This window comes from Accumulibacter sp. (assembly GCF_036625195.1).
In the GTDB taxonomy this organism is placed as follows: domain Bacteria; phylum Pseudomonadota; class Gammaproteobacteria; order Burkholderiales; family Rhodocyclaceae; genus Accumulibacter.
The window spans coordinates 1843656-1870224 of the sequence record NZ_JAZKUG010000001.1 but is presented as its reverse complement, the minus strand read 5'-3'; the positions used below and the strand labels follow the sequence as shown (position 1 = coordinate 1870224).

The 26569-nt window shown below is 66.1% G+C and carries 25 protein-coding genes; 18 read left to right on the top strand and 7 right to left on the bottom strand.

Annotated elements, in window-relative coordinates:
* Positions 1–123: 123 nt before the first annotated feature.
* Positions 124–786: a ribose-5-phosphate isomerase RpiA gene (gene rpiA, locus V5B60_RS08050; protein ID WP_332346540.1), complete on the top strand. Its 663-nt coding sequence runs from the start codon at positions 124–126 to the stop codon at positions 784–786.
* 55 nt (positions 787–841) lie between these two features.
* Here the strand turns inward: rpiA and V5B60_RS08045 are convergent, their stop codons facing one another.
* The 4 genes from V5B60_RS08045 to V5B60_RS08030 form a co-directional block, all read right to left on the bottom strand.
* Positions 842–1114, bottom strand: a complete 273-nt coding sequence (locus V5B60_RS08045) for an oxidative damage protection protein (protein ID WP_034935091.1) — start codon at positions 1112–1114, stop codon at positions 842–844.
* Positions 1115–1196: 82 nt separating this feature from the next.
* Positions 1197–2516 (bottom strand): amino-acid N-acetyltransferase, encoded by a 1320-nt coding sequence (gene argA / locus V5B60_RS08040; RefSeq protein WP_332346539.1) that lies wholly within the window; start codon positions 2514–2516, stop codon positions 1197–1199.
* A 1-nt stretch (position 2517) separates the two neighbouring features.
* Entirely contained in the window at positions 2518–4236 is a 1719-nt protein-coding gene (gene pap, locus V5B60_RS08035; protein WP_332346538.1) for a polyphosphate:AMP phosphotransferase, read from the bottom strand.
* The gene (locus V5B60_RS08030) at positions 4229–4990 is read right to left on the bottom strand and encodes a 16S rRNA (uracil(1498)-N(3))-methyltransferase (RefSeq protein ID WP_332346537.1); all 762 of its coding nucleotides are present in this window, start codon (positions 4988–4990) and stop codon (positions 4229–4231) included. Before V5B60_RS08030 ends, pap begins: the two co-directional genes overlap by 8 nt.
* 56 nt (positions 4991–5046) lie before the next feature.
* Between V5B60_RS08030 and V5B60_RS08025 the strand changes: the two genes are divergently transcribed.
* On the top strand, positions 5047–5598 hold the full coding sequence (locus V5B60_RS08025) for a thioredoxin family protein (RefSeq protein ID WP_332346536.1): 552 nt from the start codon (positions 5047–5049) through the stop codon (positions 5596–5598).
* A gap of 6 nt (positions 5599–5604) precedes the next feature.
* On the top strand, positions 5605–6489 hold the full coding sequence (locus V5B60_RS08020) for an inositol monophosphatase family protein (RefSeq protein WP_332346535.1): 885 nt from the start codon (positions 5605–5607) through the stop codon (positions 6487–6489).
* 24 nt (positions 6490–6513) lie between these two features.
* Here the strand turns inward: V5B60_RS08020 and V5B60_RS08015 are convergent, their stop codons facing one another.
* Positions 6514–7653 carry a PLP-dependent cysteine synthase family protein gene (locus V5B60_RS08015; protein WP_332346534.1) on the bottom strand — a complete coding sequence of 380 codons (1140 nt, stop codon included), beginning with the start codon at positions 7651–7653 and terminating at the stop codon, positions 6514–6516.
* 128 nt (positions 7654–7781) lie between these two features.
* On the opposite strand from V5B60_RS08015, the gene apbC reads away from it, so the two are divergent.
* From apbC to V5B60_RS08000, 3 genes are all read left to right on the top strand, one after another.
* The gene (apbC, locus tag V5B60_RS08010; protein WP_332346533.1) at positions 7782–8873 is read left to right on the top strand and encodes an iron-sulfur cluster carrier protein ApbC; all 1092 of its coding nucleotides are present in this window, start codon (positions 7782–7784) and stop codon (positions 8871–8873) included.
* 120 nt (positions 8874–8993) lie between these two features.
* Entirely contained in the window at positions 8994–9560 is a 567-nt protein-coding gene (gene dcd / locus V5B60_RS08005; RefSeq protein ID WP_332346532.1) for a dCTP deaminase, read from the top strand.
* Between the two features lie 107 nt (positions 9561–9667).
* On the top strand, positions 9668–11905 hold the full coding sequence (locus V5B60_RS08000) for an arginine/lysine/ornithine decarboxylase (RefSeq protein WP_332346531.1): 2238 nt from the start codon (positions 9668–9670) through the stop codon (positions 11903–11905).
* 60 nt (positions 11906–11965) lie between these two features.
* Here the strand turns inward: V5B60_RS08000 and V5B60_RS07995 are convergent, their stop codons facing one another.
* Positions 11966–13486, bottom strand: a complete 1521-nt coding sequence (locus V5B60_RS07995; RefSeq protein ID WP_332346530.1) for a hemolysin family protein — start codon at positions 13484–13486, stop codon at positions 11966–11968.
* 277 nt (positions 13487–13763) lie between these two features.
* Between V5B60_RS07995 and hisG the strand changes: the two genes are divergently transcribed.
* Positions 13764–14408: an ATP phosphoribosyltransferase gene (gene hisG / locus V5B60_RS07990; protein ID WP_332346529.1), complete on the top strand. Its 645-nt coding sequence runs from the start codon at positions 13764–13766 to the stop codon at positions 14406–14408.
* On the top strand, positions 14405–15721 hold the full coding sequence (gene hisD, locus V5B60_RS07985; RefSeq protein ID WP_332346528.1) for a histidinol dehydrogenase: 1317 nt from the start codon (positions 14405–14407) through the stop codon (positions 15719–15721). The genes hisG and hisD overlap by 4 nt, the downstream gene beginning before the upstream one ends.
* Before the next feature lie 100 nt (positions 15722–15821).
* Here hisD and V5B60_RS07980 read toward each other — a convergent pair whose 3' ends face one another.
* Complete coding sequence (locus V5B60_RS07980) at positions 15822–16163, bottom strand: response regulator (protein ID WP_332346527.1); 342 nt, start codon at positions 16161–16163, stop codon at positions 15822–15824.
* Between V5B60_RS07980 and V5B60_RS07975 the strand changes: the two genes are divergently transcribed.
* From V5B60_RS07975 to V5B60_RS07930, 10 genes are all read left to right on the top strand, one after another.
* Positions 16125–17207 carry a hypothetical protein gene (locus V5B60_RS07975; protein ID WP_332346526.1) on the top strand — a complete coding sequence of 361 codons (1083 nt, stop codon included), beginning with the start codon at positions 16125–16127 and terminating at the stop codon, positions 17205–17207. The two genes, V5B60_RS07980 and V5B60_RS07975, sit on opposite strands and share 39 nt — an antisense overlap.
* Before the next feature lie 344 nt (positions 17208–17551).
* The gene (locus V5B60_RS07970) at positions 17552–18472 is read left to right on the top strand and encodes a DUF4338 domain-containing protein (RefSeq protein ID WP_332346525.1); all 921 of its coding nucleotides are present in this window, start codon (positions 17552–17554) and stop codon (positions 18470–18472) included.
* Positions 18469–19989, top strand: coding sequence for a transposase family protein (locus V5B60_RS07965; protein ID WP_332346524.1), 1521 nt, complete (start codon positions 18469–18471; stop codon positions 19987–19989). The genes V5B60_RS07970 and V5B60_RS07965 overlap by 4 nt, the downstream gene beginning before the upstream one ends.
* A gap of 407 nt (positions 19990–20396) precedes the next feature.
* The gene (gene ribBA / locus V5B60_RS07960) at positions 20397–21530 is read left to right on the top strand and encodes a bifunctional 3,4-dihydroxy-2-butanone-4-phosphate synthase/GTP cyclohydrolase II (protein WP_332346523.1); all 1134 of its coding nucleotides are present in this window, start codon (positions 20397–20399) and stop codon (positions 21528–21530) included.
* Positions 21530–22048 carry a 6,7-dimethyl-8-ribityllumazine synthase gene (gene ribH / locus V5B60_RS07955; protein WP_332346522.1) on the top strand — a complete coding sequence of 173 codons (519 nt, stop codon included), beginning with the start codon at positions 21530–21532 and terminating at the stop codon, positions 22046–22048. The genes ribBA and ribH overlap by 1 nt, the downstream gene beginning before the upstream one ends.
* Positions 22045–22536, top strand: coding sequence for a transcription antitermination factor NusB (gene nusB / locus V5B60_RS07950; protein WP_332346521.1), 492 nt, complete (start codon positions 22045–22047; stop codon positions 22534–22536). Before ribH ends, nusB begins: the two co-directional genes overlap by 4 nt.
* 44 nt (positions 22537–22580) lie before the next feature.
* A complete protein-coding gene (gene thiL, locus V5B60_RS07945; RefSeq protein WP_332346520.1) occupies positions 22581–23534 on the top strand; it encodes a thiamine-phosphate kinase in 954 nt (317 codons plus the stop codon).
* On the top strand, positions 23527–24012 hold the full coding sequence (locus tag V5B60_RS07940) for a phosphatidylglycerophosphatase A family protein (protein ID WP_332346519.1): 486 nt from the start codon (positions 23527–23529) through the stop codon (positions 24010–24012). Before thiL ends, V5B60_RS07940 begins: the two co-directional genes overlap by 8 nt.
* On the top strand, positions 24009–24521 hold the full coding sequence (locus V5B60_RS07935) for a CinA family protein (RefSeq protein WP_332346518.1): 513 nt from the start codon (positions 24009–24011) through the stop codon (positions 24519–24521). The genes V5B60_RS07940 and V5B60_RS07935 overlap by 4 nt, the downstream gene beginning before the upstream one ends.
* A 230-nt stretch (positions 24522–24751) precedes the next feature.
* A complete protein-coding gene (locus V5B60_RS07930) occupies positions 24752–26569 on the top strand; it encodes a type IV pilus assembly protein FimV (protein WP_332346517.1) in 1818 nt (605 codons plus the stop codon).

The following is a 26569-nucleotide window of genomic DNA, read 5'->3' as shown; positions in this document are numbered from 1 at the left end:
GTCGGCGGACGCTACCGCGCTGGCAGCGCGGACGATCGCCGCTGCCACGCTGTCATTGACCACGCCCCATCGCTACAATGGCGAGCCGATCATCCACAGCCGACAGGAGCCGCAACGCACACCATGACCCAGGACGAAATGAAGCAGGCGGTGGCGCGCGCCGCCATCCCGCACGTTGTCGAAGGACAGGTCGTTGGCGTCGGTACGGGGTCGACGGCCAACTTCTTCATCGATGAATTGGCGTCGCTCAGGCAACGGATCCGCGGCGCCGTCGCCAGCTCGGAAGCGACCAGAAAGCGCCTCGAAGCCCACGGGATCAAGGTTCTCGATCTGAACGAGGTATCCCGGCTGCCGGTTTACGTCGACGGCGCCGACGAGATCAACCGGTCGCTGCAGATGATCAAGGGGGGTGGCGGCGCCCTGACCCGCGAGAAGATCGTCGCCGCGGTCGCCGAGAAGGTCGTCTGCATCGCCGACCAGTCGAAGCTGGTCGCGGTCCTCGGCCGCTTCCCGCTGCCGGTCGAGGTCATCCCGATGGCCTTGGGTCACGTCCAGCGGGAGCTGGCACGACTCGGTGGCGAGCCGGTCGTGCGCGAGCGCTGCATCACCGACAACGGCAACCTGATCATTGACCTGCATGGGCTCGAGATCGCCGATGCCGCCGCCCTCGAAAGCCGCATCAACCAGATCGTCGGCGTCGTCACCAATGGCCTCTTCGCCCGCCGCCCGGCGGACCTCTGCCTGCTGGCCTCCGCCAGCGGCGTGCAGACGCTGATCGCCGACTGAAGCGGCCCGGCTACAGAGCCGCAGCCAGCCCGAAGCCTTGCCGTACACCTCCCGCTCAGCGCGTCGGCGGCACGTAGCCTTGCACGCGGTCGGCCCCACCACCGAAGAAATGACGGTCCATCTGCTCGGCCAGGTACTTGCGGTGCGCGGCATCGGCCAGGTTGAGGCGATTCTCGTTGATGATCATCGTCTGCATGCGGATCCACTGCTGCCATGCCTCCTTCGACACGGAGTCGAAGATCCGCTTCCCGAGTTCGCCGGGGTACGGTGGAAAATCAAGACCCTCGGCCTCGCGGCCGAGCTTGACACACTGGACCATTCTTGCCATCTGTTCAGCTCCTTGCTTGTTCTCGTGGACCCTGCTCTGCGAGCGCTGGCGGCCGTTGATCGAGCCTCGGCGGCAGCGCCGCTCACAGCTCCTTCATCAGCACGCTCGAACGACGCTGCAGGTTGTACACCAGCCTTTTCTCGGCCGGCAAATCATCGACCTGGCGGACCGCGAAGCCGCGCTCCTTGAACCAGTGGGCGGTCACCGTCGTCAGCACGAACAGCCGCGCGACACCGCTGGCGCGCGCCCGTGCCTCGATCCGTTTCATCAGCAGTGCGCCGTAGCCCCAACGGCGATAATGTGGGTGGACTGCCAGGCAGGCCAGTTCCGCCTGCCCCTCACCATAGGGATAGAGCGCCGCGCAGCCGACGATGACGCCGTCGTGCTCGACGATCGAGAAGCGGGTGATCTCGCGTTCGAGCATTTCGCGTGAACGCCGGACGAGCGTTCCATCCTCTTCCAGCGGCTCGATCAATGCGACCAGGCCACCGATGTCGTCGGCACGCGCGTCGCGCAGTTGCTCGAGCGACTCGCGTGTGATGACCGTGCCGACCCCGTCATGGGTGAACAGCTCGCGCAGGAGGGTGCCGTCCTCGTCGTAACCAATCAGATGGACGCGACCGACACCGGCACGACTGCTGCGCACGGCGCACGGCAGGTAACGTCGCAGGTCGGCGGACAGCCAGTCACCGAGACTGATCAGTCGCTCGGCCGCATCGACAGTCAACTCGTCGAGCAGGGCACCGTCGATGTCGGTCGCACCGGGGCTGTCGGTGAGGAAGATCAGCTTGTCTGCCAGCAGCGAGGTGGCCACCGCCTCCGCCACCTCCTCCATCGCCAGGTTGAAGATCTCGCCGGTCGGGCTCGACCCGGTGCAGGAGAGGAGGACGATGTTGCCCAGACCGAGCTGGGCTCGGATGCCCTCCGCGTCGATCTTGCGGACCTGACCGGAATACTGCAGGTCGACACCGTCCACGACGCCGACCGGCCGTGCCGTGATGAAGTTGCCGCCCACGACGCGAATCGTGCTGTTCGCCATCGGCGTATCGGCGAGGCCCTGCGAAAGCAGCGCCTCGATCTCGACGTAGATGCGTCCAACCGCATCGATGACGCAGCCGATCGCCTGCGCGTCGGTGACGCGGTAGTTGCCGTGATAGACCGAAGCAAGACCACGCTGCCGCAGCAGGCTTTCGATCTGTGGTCGCGCCCCGTGCACCAGCACCAGGCGGACGCCGAGCGCGGCCAGCAGGTTCACGTCGTAAGCCAGGGTCCGCGCCAGCTGCCCGGCGATCGCCTTGCCACCGAAGGCGATCAGGAAGGTCTTGCCGCGAAACAGGTTGACGTAGGGCGCGACCGACCTGAACCAGGTCACGAAGGCGGCGGAACTCGGCTGCTCACCCATCTCACGCCGCGGGGCTGGCCCTTCCTTCCGCTTCGTCGGATTTGTCTTCCCTGGCTGCCTTCGCCGCCTTCGCCGATTTCGCCGCCAGCGCCTTCTCGGCGCGCAACTCCTTCGCCCGCTGCGCCTTGGACTGCCGGCCGCTGTCCGCTGTCGCCTCCGGCGACTCCCTGCCTGACACCTGCTGTGGGCTTTCCACCTTCGCGGCCGTGGCAATGACCATCCGCGGCTGCTTGGCGGGGTCGACCTTCAGCTCCTTCTCGAGGCGCTCGCAGATCGTCCGCAGGACCTTGACTCGGGCAAAATACTTGTCGTTGGATTCGACGAGCGTCCACGGCGCCGTACCGGAACTGGTGCGCTCGATCATGTCGCAGATCGCCTCGTGGTAGGCTCCGGCCTTCTCCCGGTTGCGCCAGTCCTCCTCGGTGATCTTGAAGCGCTTGTGCTCGACTTGGGCGCGCTCCTCGAAGCGCTTCAACTGCTCCTCGTCACTGATCTGCAGCCAGAACTTGATGACGATGCCGCCCGCGTGCCAGAGGTCGTGCTCGAAATCATTGATCTCCGAGTACGCGCGCAGCCAGTCAGCCGTGCTGCAGAAGCCTTCGACGCGTTCGACGAGGACCCGGCCGTACCAGGTGCGGTCAAAGATGACCACCCGGCCGAGGCGCGGCATGTGGCGCCAGAAGCGCCACAGGTAGGGTTGCGCGCGCTCCTCTTCGGTCGGCGCGGCGATCGGGACGATCTGGTACTGGCGCGCGTCCATGGCCGACATCACCCGCCGGATCGCACCGCCCTTGCCGGCGGCGTCGGCCCCCTCGAAAGCGATGATCAGTGCTCTCTTCTTGAAGTCGGGATGGCGCATCAGCTCCGCCAGGCGTGCCTGCCAGGTGGCCAGTTCGGTCTCGTACTCCTTCTTCGTCAGGCTCTGCGTCATGTCGAGCGAACTCAAGACGTCCAGACGGTCGATGCGGTGCGAGATCGGAGGCGCCACCGGCGAATTCTGGTCCCGCTTGTCCGCCAGGCGCTTCTGCAGGGCGTCCAGGATCGTCTTGCCAACCGTCAGTGAACGGTAGCGGTCATCGGTTCCCTCGACGATGATCCACGGCGCCCACGGCGTGTTCGTCGTGCGCAGCAGGTGCCCGGCGACCTCCTGCAGCTTGTCGTAGGTCTTCAGGCGGTCCCAGCTGGCCTTCGTCACCCGCCAGCGGGTCAGCGGGTTGGCTTCGATCGACTTCAGTCGCTCACGCTGCGCATCCTTTGAGAGGTGAATCCAGAACTTGAGGACGAGCGCCCCCTCGTTCACCAGCATCGCCTCGAAGCGATTGAGCTGGTCCATCCGCTGGTCGAAGTCGGCGCGCGAGATGTCGTTGCCGATCCGCTCGGCAATCGGGTGCGAATACCAGGAACCGGAAAAGATGCCGATGCGCCCTTTCGGCGGCAACGCCCGCCAGTAGCGCCACATCGACGGACGCGCCCGTTCCTCGGCGGTCGGCGCGTAGAAGGCGTGCGTCGACAGGAAGCGCGGATCCATCCACTCGTAGAGGACGTTGATCGTTTCACCCTTGCCCGACCCATCCACACCGCTGATCAGGATGACCACCGGAAAGCTGGCGTCGGCCCGCAACTGTTCCTGGACTTCGAGCAGTCCGGCGCGCAACTTCGGCTCCTCGACCTTGAAGGTTTCCTTGTCGATCTTGTGTCCCAGCTCTGCCGATTCAAACATCAGTCCTCTCCTCCTTGAAATCACCCCATAAGGCCTGTAGGGCTGCCAGGGCTGCGAAGCCAGCCGTCTCGGTACGCAGGATGCGCGGCCCGAGACGTACTGGCAGAAAACCGGACAACGTCGCCAACCGCAGCTCTTCCGCGGCCAGTCCTCCTTCGGCGCCGATCAGCAGCTCGACCGGCTGGCCGACCGACATGGCCGGCACAGCCGCCAAAGACCGTGCCGCATCCGTGGCCAGCATCAGCCGCAACGCAGCGGCCAATGGCGGTCGCGCCAGCCAGCTGTCCAGCGACTCGATGGGTGCCAGCTCCGGCAGCCGATTGCGACCACACTGCTCGCAGGCGGAGACGATCACCGCCTGCCAATGCTGCAGGCGACGCCAGGCCCGCTCGCCAGCGGGACGCGCGACGCTGCGGCGTGACAGTACCGGCACGATCCGCGCGACGCCGAGCTCAACCGCCTTCTGTATGGTCAGATCCATCTTGTCGCCAGCCTGCACTGCCTGGACGAGGGTGACCGACAACAGTGACTCGCGCTCCACCGCTGACCAGTCGCTCAGCTCGACCGTCACGCGGCGACGGTCGTTGGCGACGACTCGCGCGCGATACTCGCCGCCGCCGCCATCGAAGAGAGTCAGCTCATCGTTGCAGCGCAGCCGCAGCACGGCGCTGGCGTGGTGCGCCGCTGGCTCCGGCAGATCGAAGCGGGCGCCGGCGACCAATGGCAGCGGGCAATGAAAGCGCGGATGGTTCACCGTGCTATTATAAGTTCTCCCGCGTTCGATGTTGGCAGTTTGGAGGCTCCTGGCGCATGGCGCTCAATACCCCGGTGTGTGACTTTGGCTGGCAGGCCGTGGATTTCGAGCTGGCCGATACCAGCGGCGCGCAGCACAACCTGTCCACCCTGCGCGGCGCCAACGGTCTGCTGCTGATGTTCATCTGCAACCACTGTCCGTACGTCAAGGCGATCATCGACCGCATCTGCCGCGACGCACGCGAGCTGCAGAGCTTCGGCATCGGGGTGGCGGCGATCATGAGCAACGATCCGGTCGAGTATCCGGAAGATTCGTTCGACAACATGGTGCGCGTGGCGAGAGCGCTCGATTTCCCCTTTCCCTATCTGCACGACCCGACGCAAGACGTGGCTCGCAGCTATGGCGCCATCTGCACACCCGACTTCTTCGGTTTCAACCGCGATCTCGCGTTGCAGTACCGCGGACGGCTCGATGCCAGCGGACGCATGCCGGCGCCCCCGGATGCACGGCGCGAACTGGTGGAGGCAATGCGCCTGGTGGCGGTGACCGGCGAGGGCCCTGCGCAGCAGACGCCGAGTATCGGTTGCTCGATCAAGTGGCGTCACTGAGCGGGCATGCGGGAGGAAGGCAGTGCGGTCGCGCCGCTGGCTGACGGCGAACTCAAGCGGATGCTCGACGCGAGCATCGCGCTGGTACGTGAAGTGGCGCAGCGGGAGATCATTCCGCGTTTCCTGCGCGTCAGCCACGGCCAGCGCAAGGACGACGGTTCACTGTGTTCCGAAGCGGATGTCGCGGCGCAGCGTTTCCTGGTCGAGCGCCTGAGCGGAATCCGCCCGTGCCCGACCATCGGAGAGGAAATGTCACCGGCGGCGCAGCGCGCCATCTGGGAGGCCAGCGGCGACGACCCGCGCGGCCTCTGGTGCATCGATCCGATCGACGGCACCACCAATTTCATCAACGGACTGCCCTGCTTCGCCGTCTCGCTGGCTTGGCTGAGTGCCCGGCGTGTTCGCCTGGCGGTCACCTACAATCCGATCACCGACGAGATGTTCTACGCCCGTCAGGGCAATGGTGCCTACCTCAACGGCCGCCGCCTGCCGCTGCGCCAGGTGACGTCCGACATCGCCCGCGCCGTCGGGGGCGTCGACTTCAAGAGGATCCCCAAGCCGCTGGCCGATCGCATAGCCGTTGGCCCGCCGTTCTACTCGCAGCGCAATTTCGGCAGCTCGACGCTCGACTGGTGCAATCTGGCTGCCGGGCGGCTGGATCTGTATTTGCATGGCGGCCAGATGCTCTGGGATTATGCCGCCGGCAGCCTGATCCTGAGCGAGGCCGGAGGCCGGATGTGTTCACTGGTGCATGACGACTATGACGCCGAGGACGTCTGGCGGCGGCCGGTCATCGCCGCCCTGCACCCGGTCGTCTTCGCCGCCTGGCGCGACTGGGTGCGCCAGGACACGCCGCTCCTCGGCAGTGCCTGCGCTGACGACAGGCCCTGACACTGCCTGTCCGGTCGCTGCCGGCTACTCGGGCGCCAGTTCGCCGGCCAGCCGCCAGGCGGCGGACAGTTCGCCGGGAATCACCCCGCTGTCCAGCGCAACGGCGACCGCGGCGCGCTCACGCTGACAACCCAGACCAGCCTGCTGCAGCCAGCTCTCGCTGTAGTAGGTGTGGCGGTAGCGATCTCCCGAGTCACAGAGCAGCGTCACGACCGAGCCCGTTGCACCGCGTTCCCGCATCCGTGCCATGCACGCCAGGGTGGCAATCAGGTTGCTGCCGGTCGAGGCCCCGACACTGCGCCGGAGACGGGTCGTGAGCTCGTGCATTGCCGCGACCGACCAAGCGTCGGGGACTGCGACCATGGCATCGATGACGTGCGGCAGGAACGACGCCTCGACGCATGGACGGCCGATCCCCTCGATGCGCGAGCCCGCGTGGAGGCGGAGATCCGGCTGGCGGGTGCGGTAGTGATCGAAGAACACCGAGTTTTCCGGGTCGGCCGCGCAGACACGGGTGCTGCGCGCGCAGTAACGAACGTAACGACCGAGGGTGGCGACTGTGCCGCCGGTACCCGCACCGGAGACGATCCACTCCGGCACGGGGTGGCGCTCAAGGCGCATCTGCTGAAAGATGGACTCGGCGATGTTGTTGTTCGCACGCCAGTCGGTGGCGCGCTCGGCGTAGGTGAATTGATCGAGGTAATGGCCGCCGAGTTCGTCGGCCAGCCGCCTGGATTCGCTGCCAATGGTCGTCGGATCGTCGACCAGATGGCAGCGCCCGCCCTGGAACTCAATGGCGGCGATCTTGTCGGTGGAGGTCGACGCCGGCATCACGGCGACAAAAGGCAGCGAGAGGAGGCGGGCAAAATAGGCTTCAGAGATCGCCGTCGAACCGCTGGAGGCTTCGACGACGCTCGTTCCCTCGCGCAGCCAGCCGTTGCACAGCGCATAGAGGAACAGCGAGCGCGCGAGGCGATGTTTCAGGCTGCCTGTCGGATGGCTCGATTCGTCCTTGAGATACAGGTCGATCCCCGGCCAGCCGGGAAGTGAAAGGGGTATCAGGTGGCTGTCGCTGGAGCGCTGGAAATCGGCCTCGATGCGGCGCACGGCGGCGACCACCCAGGCCCTGTCCTGCTCTGCCGCAGGGTGTGCAGTGGTTCTCATGCGCGGAGCTTAACAGCCATCGCGAACACGGGCAAAACCGCGTGCCTGCCCGAGTGGCGCGCGCCGGGCGCGATTCTGGGTTAAACTATAGTAAATTGCTCAACTATCAATCACCGGAATGCGAACAGATGTCCATCACGACTGAAGCCGTACACGCGGCACTGAGGCAAGTCATCGACCCCAACACGCGCAAGGATTACCTGGCGACGCGTTCGGCACGAAACATCCGAATCGACGGTAACGACGTGTCGCTCGACATCGAACTCGGTTATCCGGCGAGGAGCCAGATCGACGAGATCCGGCGATCGATCATCGCTGGATTGCGGACGATCCCGGGCGTCGCCAACGTCAGTGTCCATGTCGCGCCGGGAATCGTCGCGCATACGGTGCAGGGTGGCCTGAAACCACTGCCGGGGGTGAAGAACATCATTGCCATCGCCTCGGGCAAGGGTGGCGTCGGCAAGAGCACGACGGCGGTCAACCTGGCGCTGGCGCTGGCACAGGAGGGTGCCACCGTGGGCCTGCTCGACGCCGACATCTACGGCCCGTCACAGCCGCAGATGCTCGGCCTGGCCGGCAGGAGACCAGAGTCGAGCGATGGCGTGTCGATGGATCCGCTTCTTGCCCACGGGCTGCAGGCAATGTCGATCGGTTTCATGATCGACATCGATTCGCCGATGGTCTGGCGCGGTCCGATGGTGACGCAGGCCCTCGAACAGCTGCTCAAGCAGACCAACTGGCAGGATGTCGATTACCTGCTGGTCGATATGCCGCCGGGAACGGGTGACACGCAGCTCACCCTGTCGCAGAAGGTTCCGGTGACCGGCGCGGTCATCGTCACGACGCCGCAGGACATCGCCCTGATCGATGCGCGCAAGGGGCTGAAGATGTTCGAGAAGGTCGGTATCCCGATTCTTGGCCTGGTCGAGAACATGAGCATCCACATCTGCGCGCATTGCGGGCACGAGGAACACATCTTCGGCCACGGTGGCGGCGAGCAGATGTGCCGCGACTACGACACCGAGTTTCTCGGCGCGCTGCCGCTCGAACTGTCGATCCGCGAACTCACCGACGCCGGCACCCCGACCGTCGTCGGTGCGCCGGATTCGCGGGCGGCCGAGATCTACCGCACGATCGCCCGCCGCCTGGCGGTGAAGGTCGCCGAGCGGGCGCGTGACATGAGCGCACGCTTTCCGAACATCGTCGTCCAGAACACCTGAGGCGACGATGAGGCCCTGACGGGCTCTCGCCCGTCTCGCCCGCCAGGGCGGTTTCATCCGCTGCCCGGACGCCGTAGAATGAGCATTAATTCTCTCTCGGCGCTGTGCGGGTAACGACCAATGTCAATCAAATCGGATAGGTGGATCCGCCGCATGGCGGAACAGCACGGCATGATCGACCCCTTCGAACCGACGCAGGTCCGTTCGGTCGACGGGCGCCGCATCGTCTCCTACGGCACCTCGAGCTACGGTTATGACATCCGCTGTTCGGACGAATTCAAGCTGTTCACCAATCTCAATTCGACCATCGTCGATCCGAAGAACTTCGACCCGAACTCCTTCGTCGAGGTCAAGAACGATTTCTGCATCATCCCGCCGAACTCATTTGCCCTTGCCCGTACCGTCGAGTACTTCCGCATTCCGCGCAGCGTGCTCACCGTCTGCTTGGGCAAGAGCACCTACGCGCGCTGTGGCATCATCGTCAACGTGACGCCCTTCGAACCCGAATGGGAGGGGCACGTCACCCTCGAGTTCTCGAACACGACACCGCTGCCGGCGAAAATCTACGCCAACGAGGGCATCGCCCAGGTGTTGTTCTTCGAGTCCGACGAGGAATGCGAAACATCCTACAAGGATCGCGGCGGCAAGTACCAGGGGCAGGTGGGGGTCACCCTGCCCAAGATCTGAAAGGCCCGCGAGCGCCCGGCGGCATCGCGCCGAACTGCCTTCCTCCCGCTGTACGCTGACACTGGCATTGCCGACATCCCACCCCGACCAGAGACTGGATTCCGCACATGCATTTCAATTTCCCGGTAATCGTCATCGACAAGGACTACCGCTCGGAAAACACCGGCGGGCTCGGCGTCCGCGCGCTCGCCAAGGCGATCGAGAAGAAGGGCTTCGAGGTCTTCGGCGTCACCAGCTACGGTGACCTGACGTCCTTTGCGCAGCAGCAGAGCCGTGCTTCAGCCTTCATCCTGTCGATCGACGACGAGGAGTTCAAGCACGGTCGGTCGGACCAGACGATCGCCAACCTGCGCGCCTTCGTCAAGGAGATTCGCTGCCGCAACGAGGACATCCCGATCTTCCTCTACGGCGAGACGCGCACCTCGCGCCACATCCCAAACGACGTCCTGCGCGAACTGCATGGTTTCATCCACATGTTCGAGGACACCGCGGAGTTCATCAGCCGCTACGTCGTCCGCGAAGCCCGAGCCTATCTCGAGAGCCTGGCGCCGCCCTTCTTCCGTGCGCTGACGCACTACGCCGAGGATGGCTCCTACTCTTGGCACTGTCCCGGCCATTCCGGTGGTGTCGCCTTCCTGAAGAGCCCCGTCGGGCGGATGTTCCACCAGTTCTTCGGCGAGAACATGCTGCGCGCCGACGTCTGCAACGCGGTCGAGGAACTCGGCCAGTTGCTCGACCACACCGGCCCGGTGGCAGCTTCCGAGAGAAACGCTGCGCGCATCTTCAACGCCGACCACCTGTTCTTCGTCACCAACGGGACCTCGACCTCGAACAAGATCGTCTGGCATTCGACCGTCGCCCCGGGCGACATCGTCATCGTCGACCGCAACTGCCACAAGTCGGTCCTTCATTCGATCATCATGACCGGCGCGATCCCGGTCTTCCTGATGCCGACCCGCAACCATTACGGGATCATCGGGCCGATACCCAAGGAGGAGTTTCTCTGGCCGAACATCCGCGCCAAGATCGAAGCGCACCCCTTTGCGCGTGACGTCGGCAGCAAGCCGCGCGTGCTGACGATCACGCAGAGCACCTACGATGGCATCCTGTACAACGTCGAGGAGATCAAGCAGATGCTCGATGGCGTCATCGACACCCTGCATTTCGACGAAGCGTGGTTGCCGCATGCGGCCTTCCATGACTTCTACGGCGACTACCATGCGATCGGCGCCGATCGGCCGCGCTGCCAGGATTCGATGATCTTCTCCACGCAGTCGACGCACAAGCTGCTCGCCGGCCTGTCGCAGGCATCCCAAATCCTGGTGCAGGAGTCGGCAGGGCGCAAGCTCGACCGCGATGTCTTCAACGAAGCCTACCTGATGCACACCTCGACCTCGCCGCAGTACGCGATCATCGCCTCTTGCGACGTCGCGGCGGCGATGATGGAGGCGCCCGAGGGAGCCGCGCTCGTCGAGGAGTCGATCGCCGAGGCGCTCAACTTCCGCAGCACGATGCGCAAGGTGGACAGCGAGTGGGGCGCCGACTGGTGGTTCAAGGTCTGGGGACCGGAGGACCTGAGCGGCGAGGGCCTCGAGGAACGGACCGCCTGGATCCTCAGGCCGGGTGAGCGCTGGCACGGTTTCGGCCAGCTCGCCGAGGGCTTCAACATGCTCGATCCGATCAAGGCAACGATCATCACCCCGGGGCTCGACGTGGATGGGGCGTTCGCCGAGTGGGGCATCCCGGCGGCGATCGTCACCAAGTACCTCGCCGAACACGGGATCATCGTCGAGAAGTGCGGTCTCTACTCATTCTTCATCATGTTCACCATCGGCATCACCAAGGGTCGCTGGAACACGATGGTGACCGAACTGCAGCAGTTCAAGGATGGCTACGACCAGAACCTGCCGCTGTGGAAGGTGATGCCGGAGTTCTTGGCCAAGAACCCGCGCTACGACCGGTGCGGGCTGAAGGATCTCTGCCGGCAGATCCACGGCGTCTATGCGGCGAACAACGTCGCGCACCTGACCACCCGCATGTACCTCTCGGACATGGAACCGGCGATGAAACCGACCGACGCCTTCGCCAAAATGGCGCACCGGGAAATCGACCGGGTACCGATCGACGAACTCGAGGGGCGCATCACCAGCACCCTGCTGACGCCCTACCCGCCGGGAATCCCGCTGCTCATCCCGGGCGAACGTTTCAATGCGACGATCGTTCGTTACCTGCAGTTCGCGCGCGATTTCAACGAACGCTTCCCGGGCTTCGAAACCGACGTCCATGGCTTGGTCAAGGCGCTGGTCGATGGCAGGCCGGTCTACTCGGTGGATTGCGTGCGCTGAATCCTTGGCTCAGCCAGCGGCCAGCGCAGGGCAGTCGTGACCTCTCTGCCGGCCGCCGCATCAACGGTCGGCGGGCGTCGCCGGCAGTGGCGTCTGGGCAATCGTGCCGCTGGCCGCCTGCGTGTCCTCCGCATCACTGGGCAGCGGCGTTTCTTCCTGACCTTCCGGTAGTGCCGGGTCGCCCGCTGAAGTATCCTCGACCAGGCGCAGCACACCGTCCTCGCCCACAGCGGTATCCTCGAAACGGAGCAGCGTGATGCGGTGGTTGTCCATCTCGAGGACGGTCAGACGGGCACCCTCGAGCTGTACGGTATCGCCGACTGCCGGGACGCTGCCCAGCCGCTTGTAGAACAGGCCGGCGAGCGTCACGTAGTCGTCGTCCTTCGGGAAGGGGAAGTCGAGCAGGCCCTCGAGGTCGGAAACGCGCATCGAGGCGTCGATCTCGTACTGGCTGCCAACCAGCTTCTTCACCCGTCTCGCCTGGCGGGTGAACTCGTCCTCGTACTCACCGACGATTTCCTCGAGGATGTCCTCGAGGGTGATGATTCCCTCAGTACCGCCATACTCGTCGATCACCACAGCCATCTGCTGCCGGGTGCGCTTGAAGTCCTTGAGCAGATCGCTGAGCAGCTTGCTGTTCGGCACGATGTACGGCGCCTGTGCGAACTCTCCCACTGGCCGCTGGCTGACGTCGTCGAGCTTGTCGCCGCTGCTCTCGGCCATGACGCTCAGCAGTTCCTTGATCGCCACGACGCCGGTGATGCGGTCCAGGCTCTTGTCGTAGACCGGGAAACGCGCGTGCGGCACGTCGCGGAACAGCCGCAGTGCCTCGGCGAGCGTCTCTTCGCGGGCGAGGGCGCGGATCTGCGTCCGCGGGATCATCGCCTCGCGCACGGTGTGCTCATCGAGCTTGAAGACGCCGCGGATCATCTCGGTTTCCTCGCGGGCGAGCGTGCCGTCCTTCTCGCTCGCCGAGAGGATCATGCGGATCTCCTCGACCGACATCGTGAAGTGGCTCTCGCCGTGCCCTTCGAGGTTGCGCTGGCCGAACACCCAGAGCAACGCATTCGACGACATCTTCATGACGTAGATCAGCGGCCGGAAGGTGAGGTACATCACGTTGATCACCCAGCCAACGGCCATGCTGAGCTGTTCCGCCTTGTGGAAGGCGAGCACCTTCGGCGCCAGCTCGCCGGCGACGACGTGCAGAAACGAAATGACGATGAAGGCGAAGACGTAGGAGACAGTGTGTGCCGCCTTGGTCAGCGCATCGCCGTCGCCGAAAAGCGCAAAGGTGGCGACGAACCAGGGGTCGGTCAGGATGCTGATGGTTTCCATGCCGACTGCGCCAAGACCCAGAGAGACCAGGGTAATGCCGACCTGAGTCACCGAGTAGAAGCGCTCCGGCTCGTTGTGCAGCATTTCGACGCGGGCGGCGCGCTTGTCGCCGTCCTCGGCCAGCTGCCGGATGCGGCTGCGTCGTGCCGACGAGATGGCGATCTCCGAGCCAACGAAGAAGGCGTTGCCGGCGACGAACACCAGGATCAACACGAGATTCATGTAAAGCGTCATCTGTTCCATGCGGCACCCCTCCTCGGTCTCCGTTGCCACGGCCAGAACGCCCTCGCGGGCACCGGCAGCAGGCTGGCGGGCGCCTGCCCACCATTCATGATTGTTTGTCTTGCGGTGGATTTTTCCAGCATCCACTACGCACAGGCCGAATCATACTTCATTGATGCCCGGATCCTACCCGTTTGGGCCGCGTCGCTGCCGCCTTGGCCGTGACTCACCTCTACCCGACCGGGCGGATAATCCGCGTTGCGCTAGAATGCGGGCTTTGTCGTGCAGGAAGAATGCCGTGGATGGCATCACCATCGCCCTCTCGAAGGGTCGCATCTTTGACGAGACGCTGCCGCTCCTGGCCGCTGCCGGAATCGAACCGCTCGAAAACCCGGAAACCTCGCGCCGCCTGATTCTTCCGACCAACCGGGAGCATGTCCGCGTGCTGATCGTTCGTGCGACCGACACTCCGACCTACGTCCAGTACGGTGCCGCGGACCTCGGCGTGGCGGGGAAGGACGTCCTGCTCGAACACGGCAGCGACGGTCTGTATCAGCCGATCGACCTCGGCATCGCCCGCTGCCGGATGATGGTCGCGGTACCGGCCGGTTTCGACTACCAGAATGCGGTACGCCAGGGCGCGCGCCTGAAGGTGGCGAGCAAGTACCTGAACATCGCGCGTGAGCATTTTGCTGCCAAGGGGGTGCACGTCGACCTGATCAAGCTCTACGGCTCGATGGAACTCGCGCCACTGGCCGGCCTTGCGGACGCCATCGTCGACCTGGTGTCCACCGGCAGCACGTTGAAAGCGAACAACCTGGTCGCCTGCGAGCACATCATGGACATTTCTTCACGGCTGATCGTCAACCAGGCGGCGTTGAAGCTCAAGCGCGAGCCGCTGGCGCCGATTCTCGCGGCGATCGCCCGGGTGGTGCAGCAATGATCGCCATCAAGCGGCTGGCCAGCAGCGACAGCGATTTTGCCGTCCGCCTCGACGCCCTGCTCGCCTTCGAGGCGGCGCAGGACCAATCGGTCGACGAATGCGTCGCCGCCATCCTGGCCGACGTCAAGGCACGCGGTGATGCGGCCGTCATCGAGTATACGCGTCGCTTCGATGGCCTGGGCGTCGCCTCGATGGACGAACTGGAGCTGTCGCAAGACGAACTGCAGCGGGCGCTCGCCGGCTTGCCGGGCGAGCAGCGTGCCGCGCTGACCAAGGCGGCCGAGCGCCTGCGCCGTTACCATGAGCGGCAGCCGTTGCAGGGCTGGCAATACGACGATCCCGACGAAGGAATGCGCGGCAGCATGCTCGGGCAGAAGGTGACGCCGCTCGACCGGGTCGGTCTGTACGTTCCCGGTGGCAAGGCATCCTACCCATCTTCAGTCCTGATGAACGCGATCCCGGCCCATGTCGCCGGGGTCGGCGAACTGATCATGGTCGTGCCGACGCCGGCGGGCGAGCACAACCCGCTCGTCCTCGCGGCAGCCGCCCTCGCCGGCGTCACTCGCGTGTTCACCATCGGCGGCGCGCAGGCGGTGGCGGCTCTCGCCTACGGTACCAAGACCGTGCCACAGGTCGACAAGATCGTCGGCCCGGGCAATGCCTATGTCGCGGCGGCGAAGCGCCGGGTGTTCGGCGTCGTCGGCATCGACATGGTCGCCGGGCCATCCGAAATCCTCGTCATCTGCGATGGCCACACCGACCCGGACTGGGTCGCGATGGACCTCTTTTCGCAGGCCGAGCACGACGAGCTCGCGCAGTCCATCCTCATCTGCCCCGACGCTGCGTTCATCGATCGCGTTGCGGCGGCGATCGACCGCCTGTTGCCGACGATGCCGCGCCGGGAAGTGATCCGCGCGGCACTGGAAAATCGTGGTGCGCTGATTCTCGTGCGCGATCTCGAAGAGGCCTGCGAAATCGCCAATCGCGTCGCGCCGGAACATCTGGAGCTGTCGCTGGCCGATGCCGACGAGTGGGTGGGGCGGATCCGCCATGCCGGGGCGATCTTCATCGGTCGCCATGCGTCCGAGTCGCTGGGCGATTACTGCGCCGGCCCGAACCATGTCCTGCCTACTTCCGGCAGTGCCCGCTTCTCGTCGCCGCTCGGCGTCTACGATTTCCAGAAACGCAGCAGCCTTATCCGGATTTCGCCGGTTGGTGCAAGAACGCTCGGGCGCATCGCCGCGACGCTGGCTTATGGCGAAGGACTGCCGGCGCACGCGCGCTCGGCCGAGTATCGTCTCGCGGAGGACTGACCGGGAGCGGGCAGTGCACGGGACGCGCTAGCCGCATCCGTCTTTGGGCGCACAGCTCATCCGCCAGCGCAGCCTTTGCTCGCCAAACCTGTGCCGGTGCTCACGACGCGGCACTGACGTGGGCGAGCTGCTGCACGTGTTCGATCAGCAGGGCCTCCGGGTAAGGCTTGCCGAGAACCACGTTGACGCCGGCAGCTGCCGCTTCGTCCTGCAGCTGCTCGCTGTCCGAGGTGACGATGATGATCGGCAAGGCGGCGGTCCGCGGATCGGCCCGTACCTGACGTGCCAGTTGCAGCCCGGTCAAGCCGGGCATGTCGACGTCGGTGACCAGAACATCGGGCAGCGAGGCTTCGATCTGCCGTGCGGCGTCCGCGCCGTCCTCGGCCATGACCACCTGGAAGCGGTGCGCGGCCAGCAGTCTGCCGGTCTTGATGCGTACCACCTTCGAATCGTCGGCGACCATGACGACCGTCTGTTCGGCCGTCCTGGACGTCGGCACCACAGCGGCCAGTTCACGCCGCCGTGCCTCCTCGGCTGCCTGACGCGCCGTCTCACGCTCGATGGCCGCCTCGACCGCCAGTCGTTCCTCCTCTTCCTGCCGAAGCGCCTCCTCTACTGCCCGGCGGTCCGCTTCACGGCGTGCCGCTTCCTCAGCTGCGAGGCGTTCGGCTGCGCGGCGGGCGGCTTCCTCGGCGGCGAGGCGCTCGGCCTCGCGGCGGGCGGCTTCCTCGGCGGCAAGGCGTTCGGCCTCGCGGCGGGCGGCTTCCTCGGCGGCAAGGCGTTCGGCCTCGCGGTGGGCGGCTTCCTCGGCGGCGAGGCGTTCGGCCTCGCGGCGGGCGGCTTCCTCGGCGGCGAGGCGTTCCGCTTCACGGCGTGCCGCTTCCTCGGCGGCGAGGCGTTCCGCTTCACGGCGTGCCGCTTCCTCGGCGGCGAGACGTTCGGCCTCGCGGCGGGCGGCTTCCTCGGCGGCAAGGCGTTCGGCCTCGCGGCGGGCGGCTTCCTCGGCGGCAAGGCGTTCGGCCTCGCGGTGGGCGGCTTCCTCGGCGGCGAGGCGTTCGGCCTCGCGGCGGGCGGCTTCCTCGGCGGCGAGGCGTTCGGCCTCGCGGAGCGCCGCTTCCTCGGCGGCGAGGCGTTCGGCCTCGCGGCGGGCGGCTTCCTCGGCGGCGAGACGTTCGGCCTCGCGGCGGGCGGCTTCCTCGGCGGCGAGGCGCTCGGTTTCACGGAGCGCCGCTTCCTCGGCAGCCAGCCGTTCCGCTTCACGGCGTGCCGCTTCCTCGGCGGCGAGGCGTTCGGCTTCGCGGCGTGCAGCCTCCTCGGCAGACAGGCGTTCGCCTTCATGGCGAGCGGCTTCCTCCACCGTGAGTCCTTCGGCACCTTCCCCTGTCGCCGATGGTCTCCTGCCGGAGCGTGCGGCAACCACCAGCCGCCAGATGACGAAAGCAACGACCAAGCCGCCCAGGACCAGCAACCAACCCCCGTTCATTGACATCGCATACCCCTCCGCATCGACCATCGGCGTCAGAATCCGGAGCCCTTCGGCAGTCGCCCTCGCCGGCGCTGACAGATCGGCCCGCCTGCAGTATCCGCATGATAAAACGAATGACCGCCGTCTTGCGCGGTGGGCGTGAAGAAGGTCGTCCATTTCCGCCGGCGACCCCCTGCCCCTCGCCTGCTGACAGCCCTGAAGCATCACCCGCGCAGCCCAGTCGTAGCAAGGCTTGGCGGCCACGGCAAAAAAAGGCTTTCGCAAAGGAGGGCTAGACAATTTTCGAGGCCTTTGGCAGAATAGGCTGAGGTTAGCGGATCTGCGTTTCTGGTGAAGGTTGTGCGATGGATGCGATGACGCCGAGCAGTTGGGTGCACTGCGGCCGGGAGTTCAGTGCGCGAGAGGTTGCCGACATCTGCGCGACGGTGGCGTGGCTGCCCGGATTGGCGCGCCATGAACTGGCGGCGACGCTGTGCGAGCATCTGGGCTGGGTGACGCTGACGGGGACGGCGAAGACCGGCGCCTGCCTGGAGTTCCTGCAGCGCTTGCAGGCGGCCGGCCTGCTCGTCCTGCCCGCACAGCGGGCCGCGCGGGCATCCCGTTCGACGCCACGCTGCCCGGCGCAGCCCCGGGCCGTTGCCGAGCCGATGGTCGAGCCGACTCCGGTGGAGGTTTCGCTGTCGGCCCTGGCCCCGGTCCGCCTGGAAGTGATCCGCGACACCGCCTTGGCGAAGCAATGGGATGATCTGATGGCGCGCTGGCACCCGCTCGGTTTCCAGGGTGCCTTCGGCTACCGGTTGCGTTACTTCATCACGGCGGGCGAGCTGCGGCTCGGTTGTGTCCTGTTGTCCGGTGCCGCCCGGGCGGTGGCCGTGCGCGACGACTGGATCGGCTGGACCGCTCAGACCCGGCGCCACAACCTGCCACGGGTACTCAACAACAGTCGCTTCCTGATCTTCCCGCACGTTCGCGTACCGCATCTGGCCAGCCAGGTGCTCGGCCAACTCGCGCGTCGTGCGCGCAGCGACTGGCTCGAACATTGGGGCTTCGAGCCCCTGCTGCTGGAAAGCTTCGTCGACCCGCGACAGCATACCGGCACCTGCTACCGGGCTGCCGGTTGGCAATTGCTCGGAGAGACCAGCGGACGCGGGCTGGCCCGCCCTGGGCGGACCTATCACAGCACGCCTCGGCAAGTATGGGTCAAGCCGCTCGGCAGCGACGGTCGGGACCGGCTGTGCGCCGTGACCGAGCCCACCCGGCGATGAGCAAACCCTGCCGTCGTCCGACGCGTGCCGGCATTCGGGCGCAACGCAGCGACAAGAGACGGCAGGAGCAGGCGCTGAACGCGAAGCGGCGCGCGATGGGACAACGGCCCCAGTCACCCCCGCCGCTGCCCAACCGATGCTCGGCCTTCACGACCATCGACGAAGAACGGGCAGCCCGCGAGGACGCCGTGAGCAAGCAGGCACGCCTCCTGCGCCAGGAGCTGCCGGCCTTGCTCCGCCAGTTGGCACGGATTCCCGACCCGCGGGCCCCCAGGAAGCGCCGGCACAAGCTGACCGCGCTGCTGCTCTATGGGCTGCTGATGTTCGTCTTCCAGTTCGCCTCCCGGCGCGAGACCAACCGCGAAATGACCCGTCCGCAGTTCCTCGCCAACCTGCAATTGCTGTTCCCGCAGATCGAGGCCCTGCCGCACGCCGACACCCTCTATCGGCTGCTGCGCGACATCGACCTGACGCAACTCGAACAGGCGCACGTCGACCTGGTGCGCCGCCTGATCCGCGGCAAGAGCTTCCGGCGTTATCTGATCAACCACTGCCATCCGATCGCCATCGATGGCTCGCAGAAGCTCGCCGGCGACACCCTCTGGGCGGAGGAACTCCTGCAGCGCAGCGTCGGCAAGGACGAAAACCGCCACACCCAGTACTTCGTCTACGTGCTCGAAGCCAGCCTCGTCTTCCACGGCGGTCTGGTCATCCCGTTGCTCAGCGAGTTCCTCGAACACGCGCTGGGCGACAGCGAAGCGCAGAAGCAGGATTGCGAGCTGCGCGGCTTTGCGCGCTTGAGCGACCGGCTCAAGAGGCTGTTCCCGCGCCTGCCGATCCTGCTCGTGCTCGACGGACTCTACGCCAACGGGCCGGTGATGCAACGCTGCCTGCGCGCCGGCTGGCAGTTCATGATCGTCCTCCGGGACAAGGATCTGCCCTCGGTCTGGGAGGAGTTCCGCGCGCTGCAGCCCCGGCAGTCGCAAACCCGGCAGCTGGACTGGGGCAAACGCCAACAGCACTTCAGCTGGGTCAATGACATCGAGTATGCCTTTGGCGCGAACGGTCGTTGCCGGCTCAAGCTGCACGTGGTCGTCTGTGAGGAAAGCTGGCAGCGGGTCGACCAACAGGCCGCCATCGTGACCGAGACGGCACGCCACGCCTGGCTCTCCAGCCGGCCGCTCAGCTGCGAGAACGTCCATGTGCGTTGCAATCTCGGCGCCCGCCACCGCTGGGGCATCGAAGCGGGCTTCCTCGTCGAGAAACACCAGGGCTACCACTACGAGCATGCCTTTGCCCTCGACTGGAATGCGATGCGCGGCTACCACCTCCTGATGCGGCTGGCGCATGTCTTCAATACCCTGGCGCGCTTCACGCGACAGCTGCGCGATCTGTTCGACCAACTCGGCGTGCGCGGGGCCATCGCCTTCATCCGAAATTCCTGCGCTGCGCCCTGGCTCGATTCCGCGCGGATGCGCGTGCTTCTCGCCAGACCCTTTCTCCTGCAACTCGAGTGAGCTGTCGCGGACGGCCCCAGGAACAACCCCGCGTGCTGCGCTCGGTGCAGGAAGAGGCTCGCCCAGAGATCACAACGGAGTTCCTGCCACCGATCGACACCCTCTTCACGGACCCCACACCACCCGCGCATCCAGCCCTCACTTGCCGCCAGCCTCCAGCAATCTGACCGCTTCAGCGCCGAAAACGGGGGCTTCCGGCAAGCGGGGCCGATTCAGCAGGGTCATGCTTCAGGGCTGGCCTGCTGACGGCAGCATGGCGGTCGCCTCGGGAAACTGAGAGAATCGCGTCCTCGAAGATGATTGACCAGGCTTCCGGCGCGGTGCGTACATCGTCCCGTCCCGGGAAAGCCGCTGCCGGCACCTGCTCGTGGCGCCGGTGTTGCCGATTCGAAGTCAAGGAGGTACTGATGGCACCACAAGGCTGTTCGGCGGACGTGTCGCCGATCGAGGAGGTTATCGTCGAAATGCGCGGCGGGCGCATGGTTGTCCTGGTCGACGAGGAAGATCGCGAGAACGAAGGTGATCTGATCCTGGCCGCGGAACACGTCACGCCCGAGGCAATCAACTTCATGGCCCGCTTTGGCCGCGGACTGATCTGCCTGACTCTCACCGAGGCACGCTGCCGTCAGCTCGGGCTGACCCAGATGACGCGCGAAAACAAGAGCCCCTACAGCACGGCCTTCACGGTCTCGATCGAAGCGGCGACCGGCGTGACCACCGGCATCTCGGCGCAGGACCGCGCGCTGACCATCCAGGCGGCGGTGGCGAGACATGCGCGCCCGGAAGACATCGTCCAACCCGGGCACGTTTTCCCCATCATGGCCAAGACCGGCGGGGTCCTGGTGCGGGCCGGCCATACCGAAGCGGGCTGCGATCTGGCCCAGCTGGCCGGCCTCGAGCCGGCGGCAGTGATCTGCGAGATCCTCAAGGAGGACGGCAGCATGGCGAGATTCACTGACCTGGTCGGCTTTGCCCGTGAGCACAGCCTGAAGATCGGCACCATCGCCGACCTGATCCACTACCGCAGCCGGCACGAGACGCTGGTCGAGCGGGCGCTGTCAAAGACCGTGCAATCGGCGTATGGCGAGTTCACCCTGCACGCCTATACCGACTGCACTTCGGACGAAGTGCACCTGGTGCTGACCAAGGGTGAGATTCATCCGGACAGGGAGACCCTGGTGCGGGTGCACGAGCCGCTGTCGGTGGTCGATTTCCTCGACCCAGGGGGGGGCCGGCACAGCTTTCCGCTGAGCGTCGCGCAGGCAGCGCTGGCGCGCGTCGACGCGGGTGTCATCGTCCTCCTGCATCGTCCCGAGAGCGGCCAGGATCTGCTGTCGATCCTGCGCGAACCAGCTTCCGCCCGTAAACCCGCGACACGCTGGGATCCGCGAATCTACGGCATAGGCGCACAAATCCTGCGCGACCTGGGAGTGGGCAGGATGAAACTGCTCTCACGACCGCGCCGTATGCCCAGCATGACGGGTTTTGGCCTCGAAATCACGGGACACGTGGCCACGCAGCACGATCTCGAGGGGCTCTGATGGCAAACCCGAAACGTTCGCCCAGCATTCGTCCCCTCACCAGCGGCAGCGACATTCGCGAGTACGAGCCCGCGCTCGACGGTGCCGGCCTCACGGTCGCCGTGGTGATGAGCCGCTTCAATCAGGACATTGGTGAAGGGCTGCTCAGTGCCTGCACCAGCGAACTGACGCGTCTCGGTGTTGCCGAGGACGCCATCACGGTCGCCACCGTTCCCGGCGCGCTGGAAATCCCTCTCGCCCTGCAGACGTTGGCACGAACCGCTCGTTACGACGCCCTGATCGCGCTGGGCGCGGTGATCCGCGGGGAGACCTACCACTTCGAGATCGTCGCCAACGACTCCTGTAGAGCACTGATGGAGCTTCAGCTGGCCAGCGAGGTACCGGTCGCAAACGGTGTTCTGACCTGCGAGGATGACGATCAGGCGCTGGCACGAATGCACCAGAAGGGCACCGACTGCGCCCGGGCCGCCGTCGAGATGGCGAATCTGCTGCGCTTGGTCCGCGAGGATGCACGATGAGCGCAGCGTCATCGCCCGGGATGGGTCGCAAGACCAGACCGCCGACCCCAAGGCGGCGCGCGCGCGAGTTCGTTCTGCAGGGACTCTATCAGTGGCAGGTCAGCGGCAGCGACGAAGCGGCGATCGAAGCCAACCTGCGTGACAGCGAAGGCTTCGACAAGGCCGACGGCGAGTTCTTCGCCGGTCTGCTGCGCGGTGTCCTCAGGCAGCGCGAGGCGCTGCAGGAACAGCTGCAGGCCTGTCTCGACCGCCCCTTCGGCGAGCTGTCGCCGGTCGAGGGCTGCGTGCTTCTTGCCGGTGCCTTCGAGCTGAAGAACCATCCGCAGACACCATACCGGGTCGTGATCAACGAATCGATCGAGCTGGCGAAGAGCTTCGGCGGCACCGACGGTCACAAGTACGTCAACGGCGTACTCGACAAGCTGGCCATCCGTTTGCGCCCGGCCGAGGTTGCCGCCGGCCGGGCAGCGGCGAGCGGGCGCCGATGAGTCGCCGCTCCGGCGGTGCGGAATAGGCGCGACCAGCGATCAGGATGGCGAACGAGTTCGAACTCATCCGGCGCCATTTCACCCGGCCGACGCCCGCGGCATTGCTCGGACCCGGTGACGATTGCGCATTGCTCGTGCCGGCCGCGGGCACCATTCTGGCCGTGACCACTGACATGCTGGTCGAAGGCACTCATTTCCTGCCGAACACCGACCCCTGCGCGCTCGGCTGGAAGACACTGGCAGTCAGCCTGTCGGATTTGGCGGCCATGGGCGCGCGTCCACGCTGGGTTCTCCTCGCCGGCAGTCTCCCTGCGGCTGACGAGCCATGGATCGCGCAGTTCGCTGCGGGACTGTTCGCCTGCGCCGGCCGCCATGCCGTCGACGTGGTCGGCGGCGACATGACACGAGGTCCACGCAACCTGTGTCTGACGGCCATTGGCGAACTGCCGTCGGCCACCGCGCTGCGGCGTGACCGCGCCTTGCCGGGCGACGACATCTGGCTCTCGGGCCCGACGGGGCTGGCGGCGCTCGGCCTCGCTCACCTGCAGGGACGGGTCCACCTCGGCGAGAGCCTTCGCGGCACCTGCCTTGCCGCGTTGCAGCGGCCACTACCGCGTGTCGAACTCGGCATTCGCCTGCGCGACCTGGCACACGCTGCGATCGACGTCTCGGACGGCCTCCTCGCCGACTTGGGCCATGTCGTCGAGCAATCGCGAGCGGGTGCCGAGATCTCTCTCGATCTCCTGCCACCGTTGCCGACCCGCGTCGAGCCACTCCTGGCCCGCCGTTGCCAACTGGCGGGTGGTGACGACTACGAACTGCTGTTCACGGCCGCGGTGAGCAGGCGCGACGACCTCGTTGCGCTGGCTGGCGAACTGCATTTGCCACTGTGCCGCTGCGGTCGCATTCTGCCCGCGCCGGTGGGCGAGATCAGGGTAGTGGACGCAAGCGGACGGACAGTGCACTGCGACGACCGGGGATTCGATCACTTTGCCTAGCCCGCCTTCGATCCGCTTCCTGTTCGCACATCCTGCGCATCTGGTGGCCTGCGGCTTCGGCAGCGGCCTGTCGCCGCGCGCGCCGGGAACCGTCGGCACATTGTTCGCCTGGCTTTCCTACCCGCTCCTCGGCCAGTCGATGAACGAACCGCAGATGCTGTTCTTCCTCGCCTTCGCTTTCCTCGCTGGCGCGCTGGCCGTGCACCGGACGGGCGTCGATCTGGGCGCCGTCGACCACGGCAGTATCGTCTGGGACGAGATCGTCCCCTTCTGGCTGGTGCTGCTGTTCTGTCCGGGACACTGGCTGTGGCAGACGGCCGCCTTCTGCCTCTTCCGCTTCTTCGACATCGTCAAACCACAACCGGCGCGTTATTTTGACGAGCGTGTCAAAAACGGCTTCGGTGTGATGTGTGACGACCTGGTGGCCGCGGGCTACACGCTGCTGGTCTTGGCGATCCTGCACTTCCTGCTGCCATGAACGAGCCCGACCAAGTGGCGCTGGAAAGGCTGGCGGACGAGGTCGGAGGCCTGCTGTTGCAGGCTGGCGAGCGCCTGACGACAGCTGAATCGTGCACCGGCGGCTGGCTCAGCCAGTGCATCACCGCGGTCGCTGGCAGCTCGCGCTGGTTCGACCGCGGTTTCATCAGTTACTCGAATGAGGCGAAAACCGACTTGCTCGGCGTCAGCGCCGGCACGCTCGCCAACCACGGCGCGGTCAGCGAGGCAACCGCCGCCGCCATGGCACTCGGTGCCCTGGCGCGCAGCCCGGCTGACTGGGCAGTCGCGATCACCGGCATCGCGGGACCCACCGGCGGAACGGCGGCGAAGCCAGTCGGCACCGTCTGCTTCGCCTGGGCTCGGGCCGTCGACGGACAGGTATCTACCGTTACCCGTCATTTTCCGGGTGATCGCCGGGCAGTGCGTGCGCAGTCGGTCGAACACGCCCTGCGCGGACTCCTGCCGCGGGTTGGGCACCGCTGTGCCTGAGAGATCGTGCAACGACGGTCGCAGGATGCCTGGATGCGCCGCATGCCAGAGGACGATTAAGCGCACGATTTCACGCGCGACTGGATCGGCTGACTCGCAAGCGGACGGATCGACAGGGCAACGGATCTGGTCGCCGCTGCCGCACGTTGCCCTGCGCCGCGGCGACGCTCCGCCAAATCGTCGTTCCGGGAGCGACAGATTCTCGGCACAGCCCTCGGCCATGTAATAAAATGAAGCGCTTAAACGCGCTCGACCTGTCCCCGATGCTCCCCGGAATCGCCCCTTTTCGTGCTGTCGTGATGGCGGCCATCCTTCCGCCGCTGGTCGTCTGGTCGACAGGGACCGCGCAGGGCGCCACTCTGGGAAAGATGACCGTGCTCTCGACGCTCGGCTCGCGCTTCGAGGCGGTGGTCGAGATGGCAAGCGGTGCCAGCGATGAAAAAAGGATGCAGGCCGAGTGCTTCCGCTTGGCGCCGACGGGCGAGGGGGATCTGCCGACCCTGCGCAATGCCCGCCTGACGGTCGAGGAGAGCGCTGGCCGCCGGCACCTGCGCATCTCCTCCGAGCAGACGATCAATGAGCCGCTGTTGCAGGTCAACGTGCGGGTTGGTTGTGGTGCAGAAACTGGCCGCAACTACGTCCTGCTGATCGACCCTGCGAATCGCCGCGCGCAGCCGGCGACCCTCGCGCGGCCACAAACCCGCGAACGGCAGTTGCCCGCGTCCGCTCTGGCCCCGGTGCCGCTGGCGACACCTGCCGCCGCCGAGGGCTCGCCCGGCCGCCCGTCAGCAGCGGTCGCAACCGTCGCAACCGCGGTTGCGGGGGCCTCAGCGCCGCCGCGCGAGCCTTCTCGCCGTACGACTGCCTCCGGCAGGGCCGGCGACCGCCTCCTGCTTTCGGGCGAGGACGAGGTCGTGAAGGCCCTTCCGGGCGACGAGCATCCCTTGCGGCTGAGCACCCGCCTGTCGACCGAACTGCTCGGGAAGAGCAACGAAAGCCAGCGGGCCATGTTGCGCATCGAGTACCAGCTGCTGTCTGCCCTGCATACGCAGGCAGCACAGCAGTTGGCGATCGCGCAACAGATACGGCAGCTCGAAAGTACCCTGGAGGCTCTGCACAGGAAGAATGCGACGCAGCCGCTGCCGTTGCCAGCCGCCGTCGCAGCGGCACCGACGGGCGCGGCCAACAGTGACAGGCCGTCGCGAGCGACGCGTGAGGCGTCGCCGGTCAGATTTCCCGGCCCGCCCGCTGCGGCCGCGCGCGAAACCGACTGGTGGTTCGAAGGAAGCCTGCTTCTGGGGTTGATCGCCGCTCTCGCCTGGTTCCTGCGCCGGCGGTCGCTGGCGCCACCATTGACCGCCGCGTCGACAAACGCCGAGCAAACGCCGGACACATCGGCAGAGCAGTCGCGCTGGGAACTGCAGATCGCCGATGATGGCAGCGAGAGACAGCGGGGTGGCGCAACGGCCATTGCTGCCGAAAGCCCGCGGGCCGACGACGAAGGCCACGTGCCGACGGCTTCGTCGTCGCTGCGCGGGAGCGACGACGAAGCGACGGCCGCCCTCGAACTCGCCGAGATCATGCTCTCCTTCGGTCGCACCAAGGGCGCTCAGCACGCCCTCGAGGAATTCATCGCCCAGCAGCCGATGGCGGCCGTGACGCCGTGGCTGAAACTGCTCGAGGTCTATCGCCAAGGCAACGAGCAAGCAGCCTTCGAGTCGCTGGCCCTGAAGCTGACGAGCCTTTTCAACGTCGCCGCACCAGCCTGGCAGGCAGCCGAACAACTCAACGCGCCGATCGTGACAGCCCGTGAGTTGGCACGGATGCCGATCGAGCAGATCCTGACACGCCTGCCGACCATAGACAGGATGACGCACATCAGGCGCGAACTGCTTCGTCTCTGGGACACGCCCGGCTGCCCGGCCTATCTCGACAAGCTCTTGCGCGACAACCGGAAGGGCGAACGCAGAGGCTTTGAACTCGCCGCCGTACGCGAGCTGCTCGTTCTGACGGATATTCAGCAGGAGCGTCCGCGGCCGGCGCGCTGA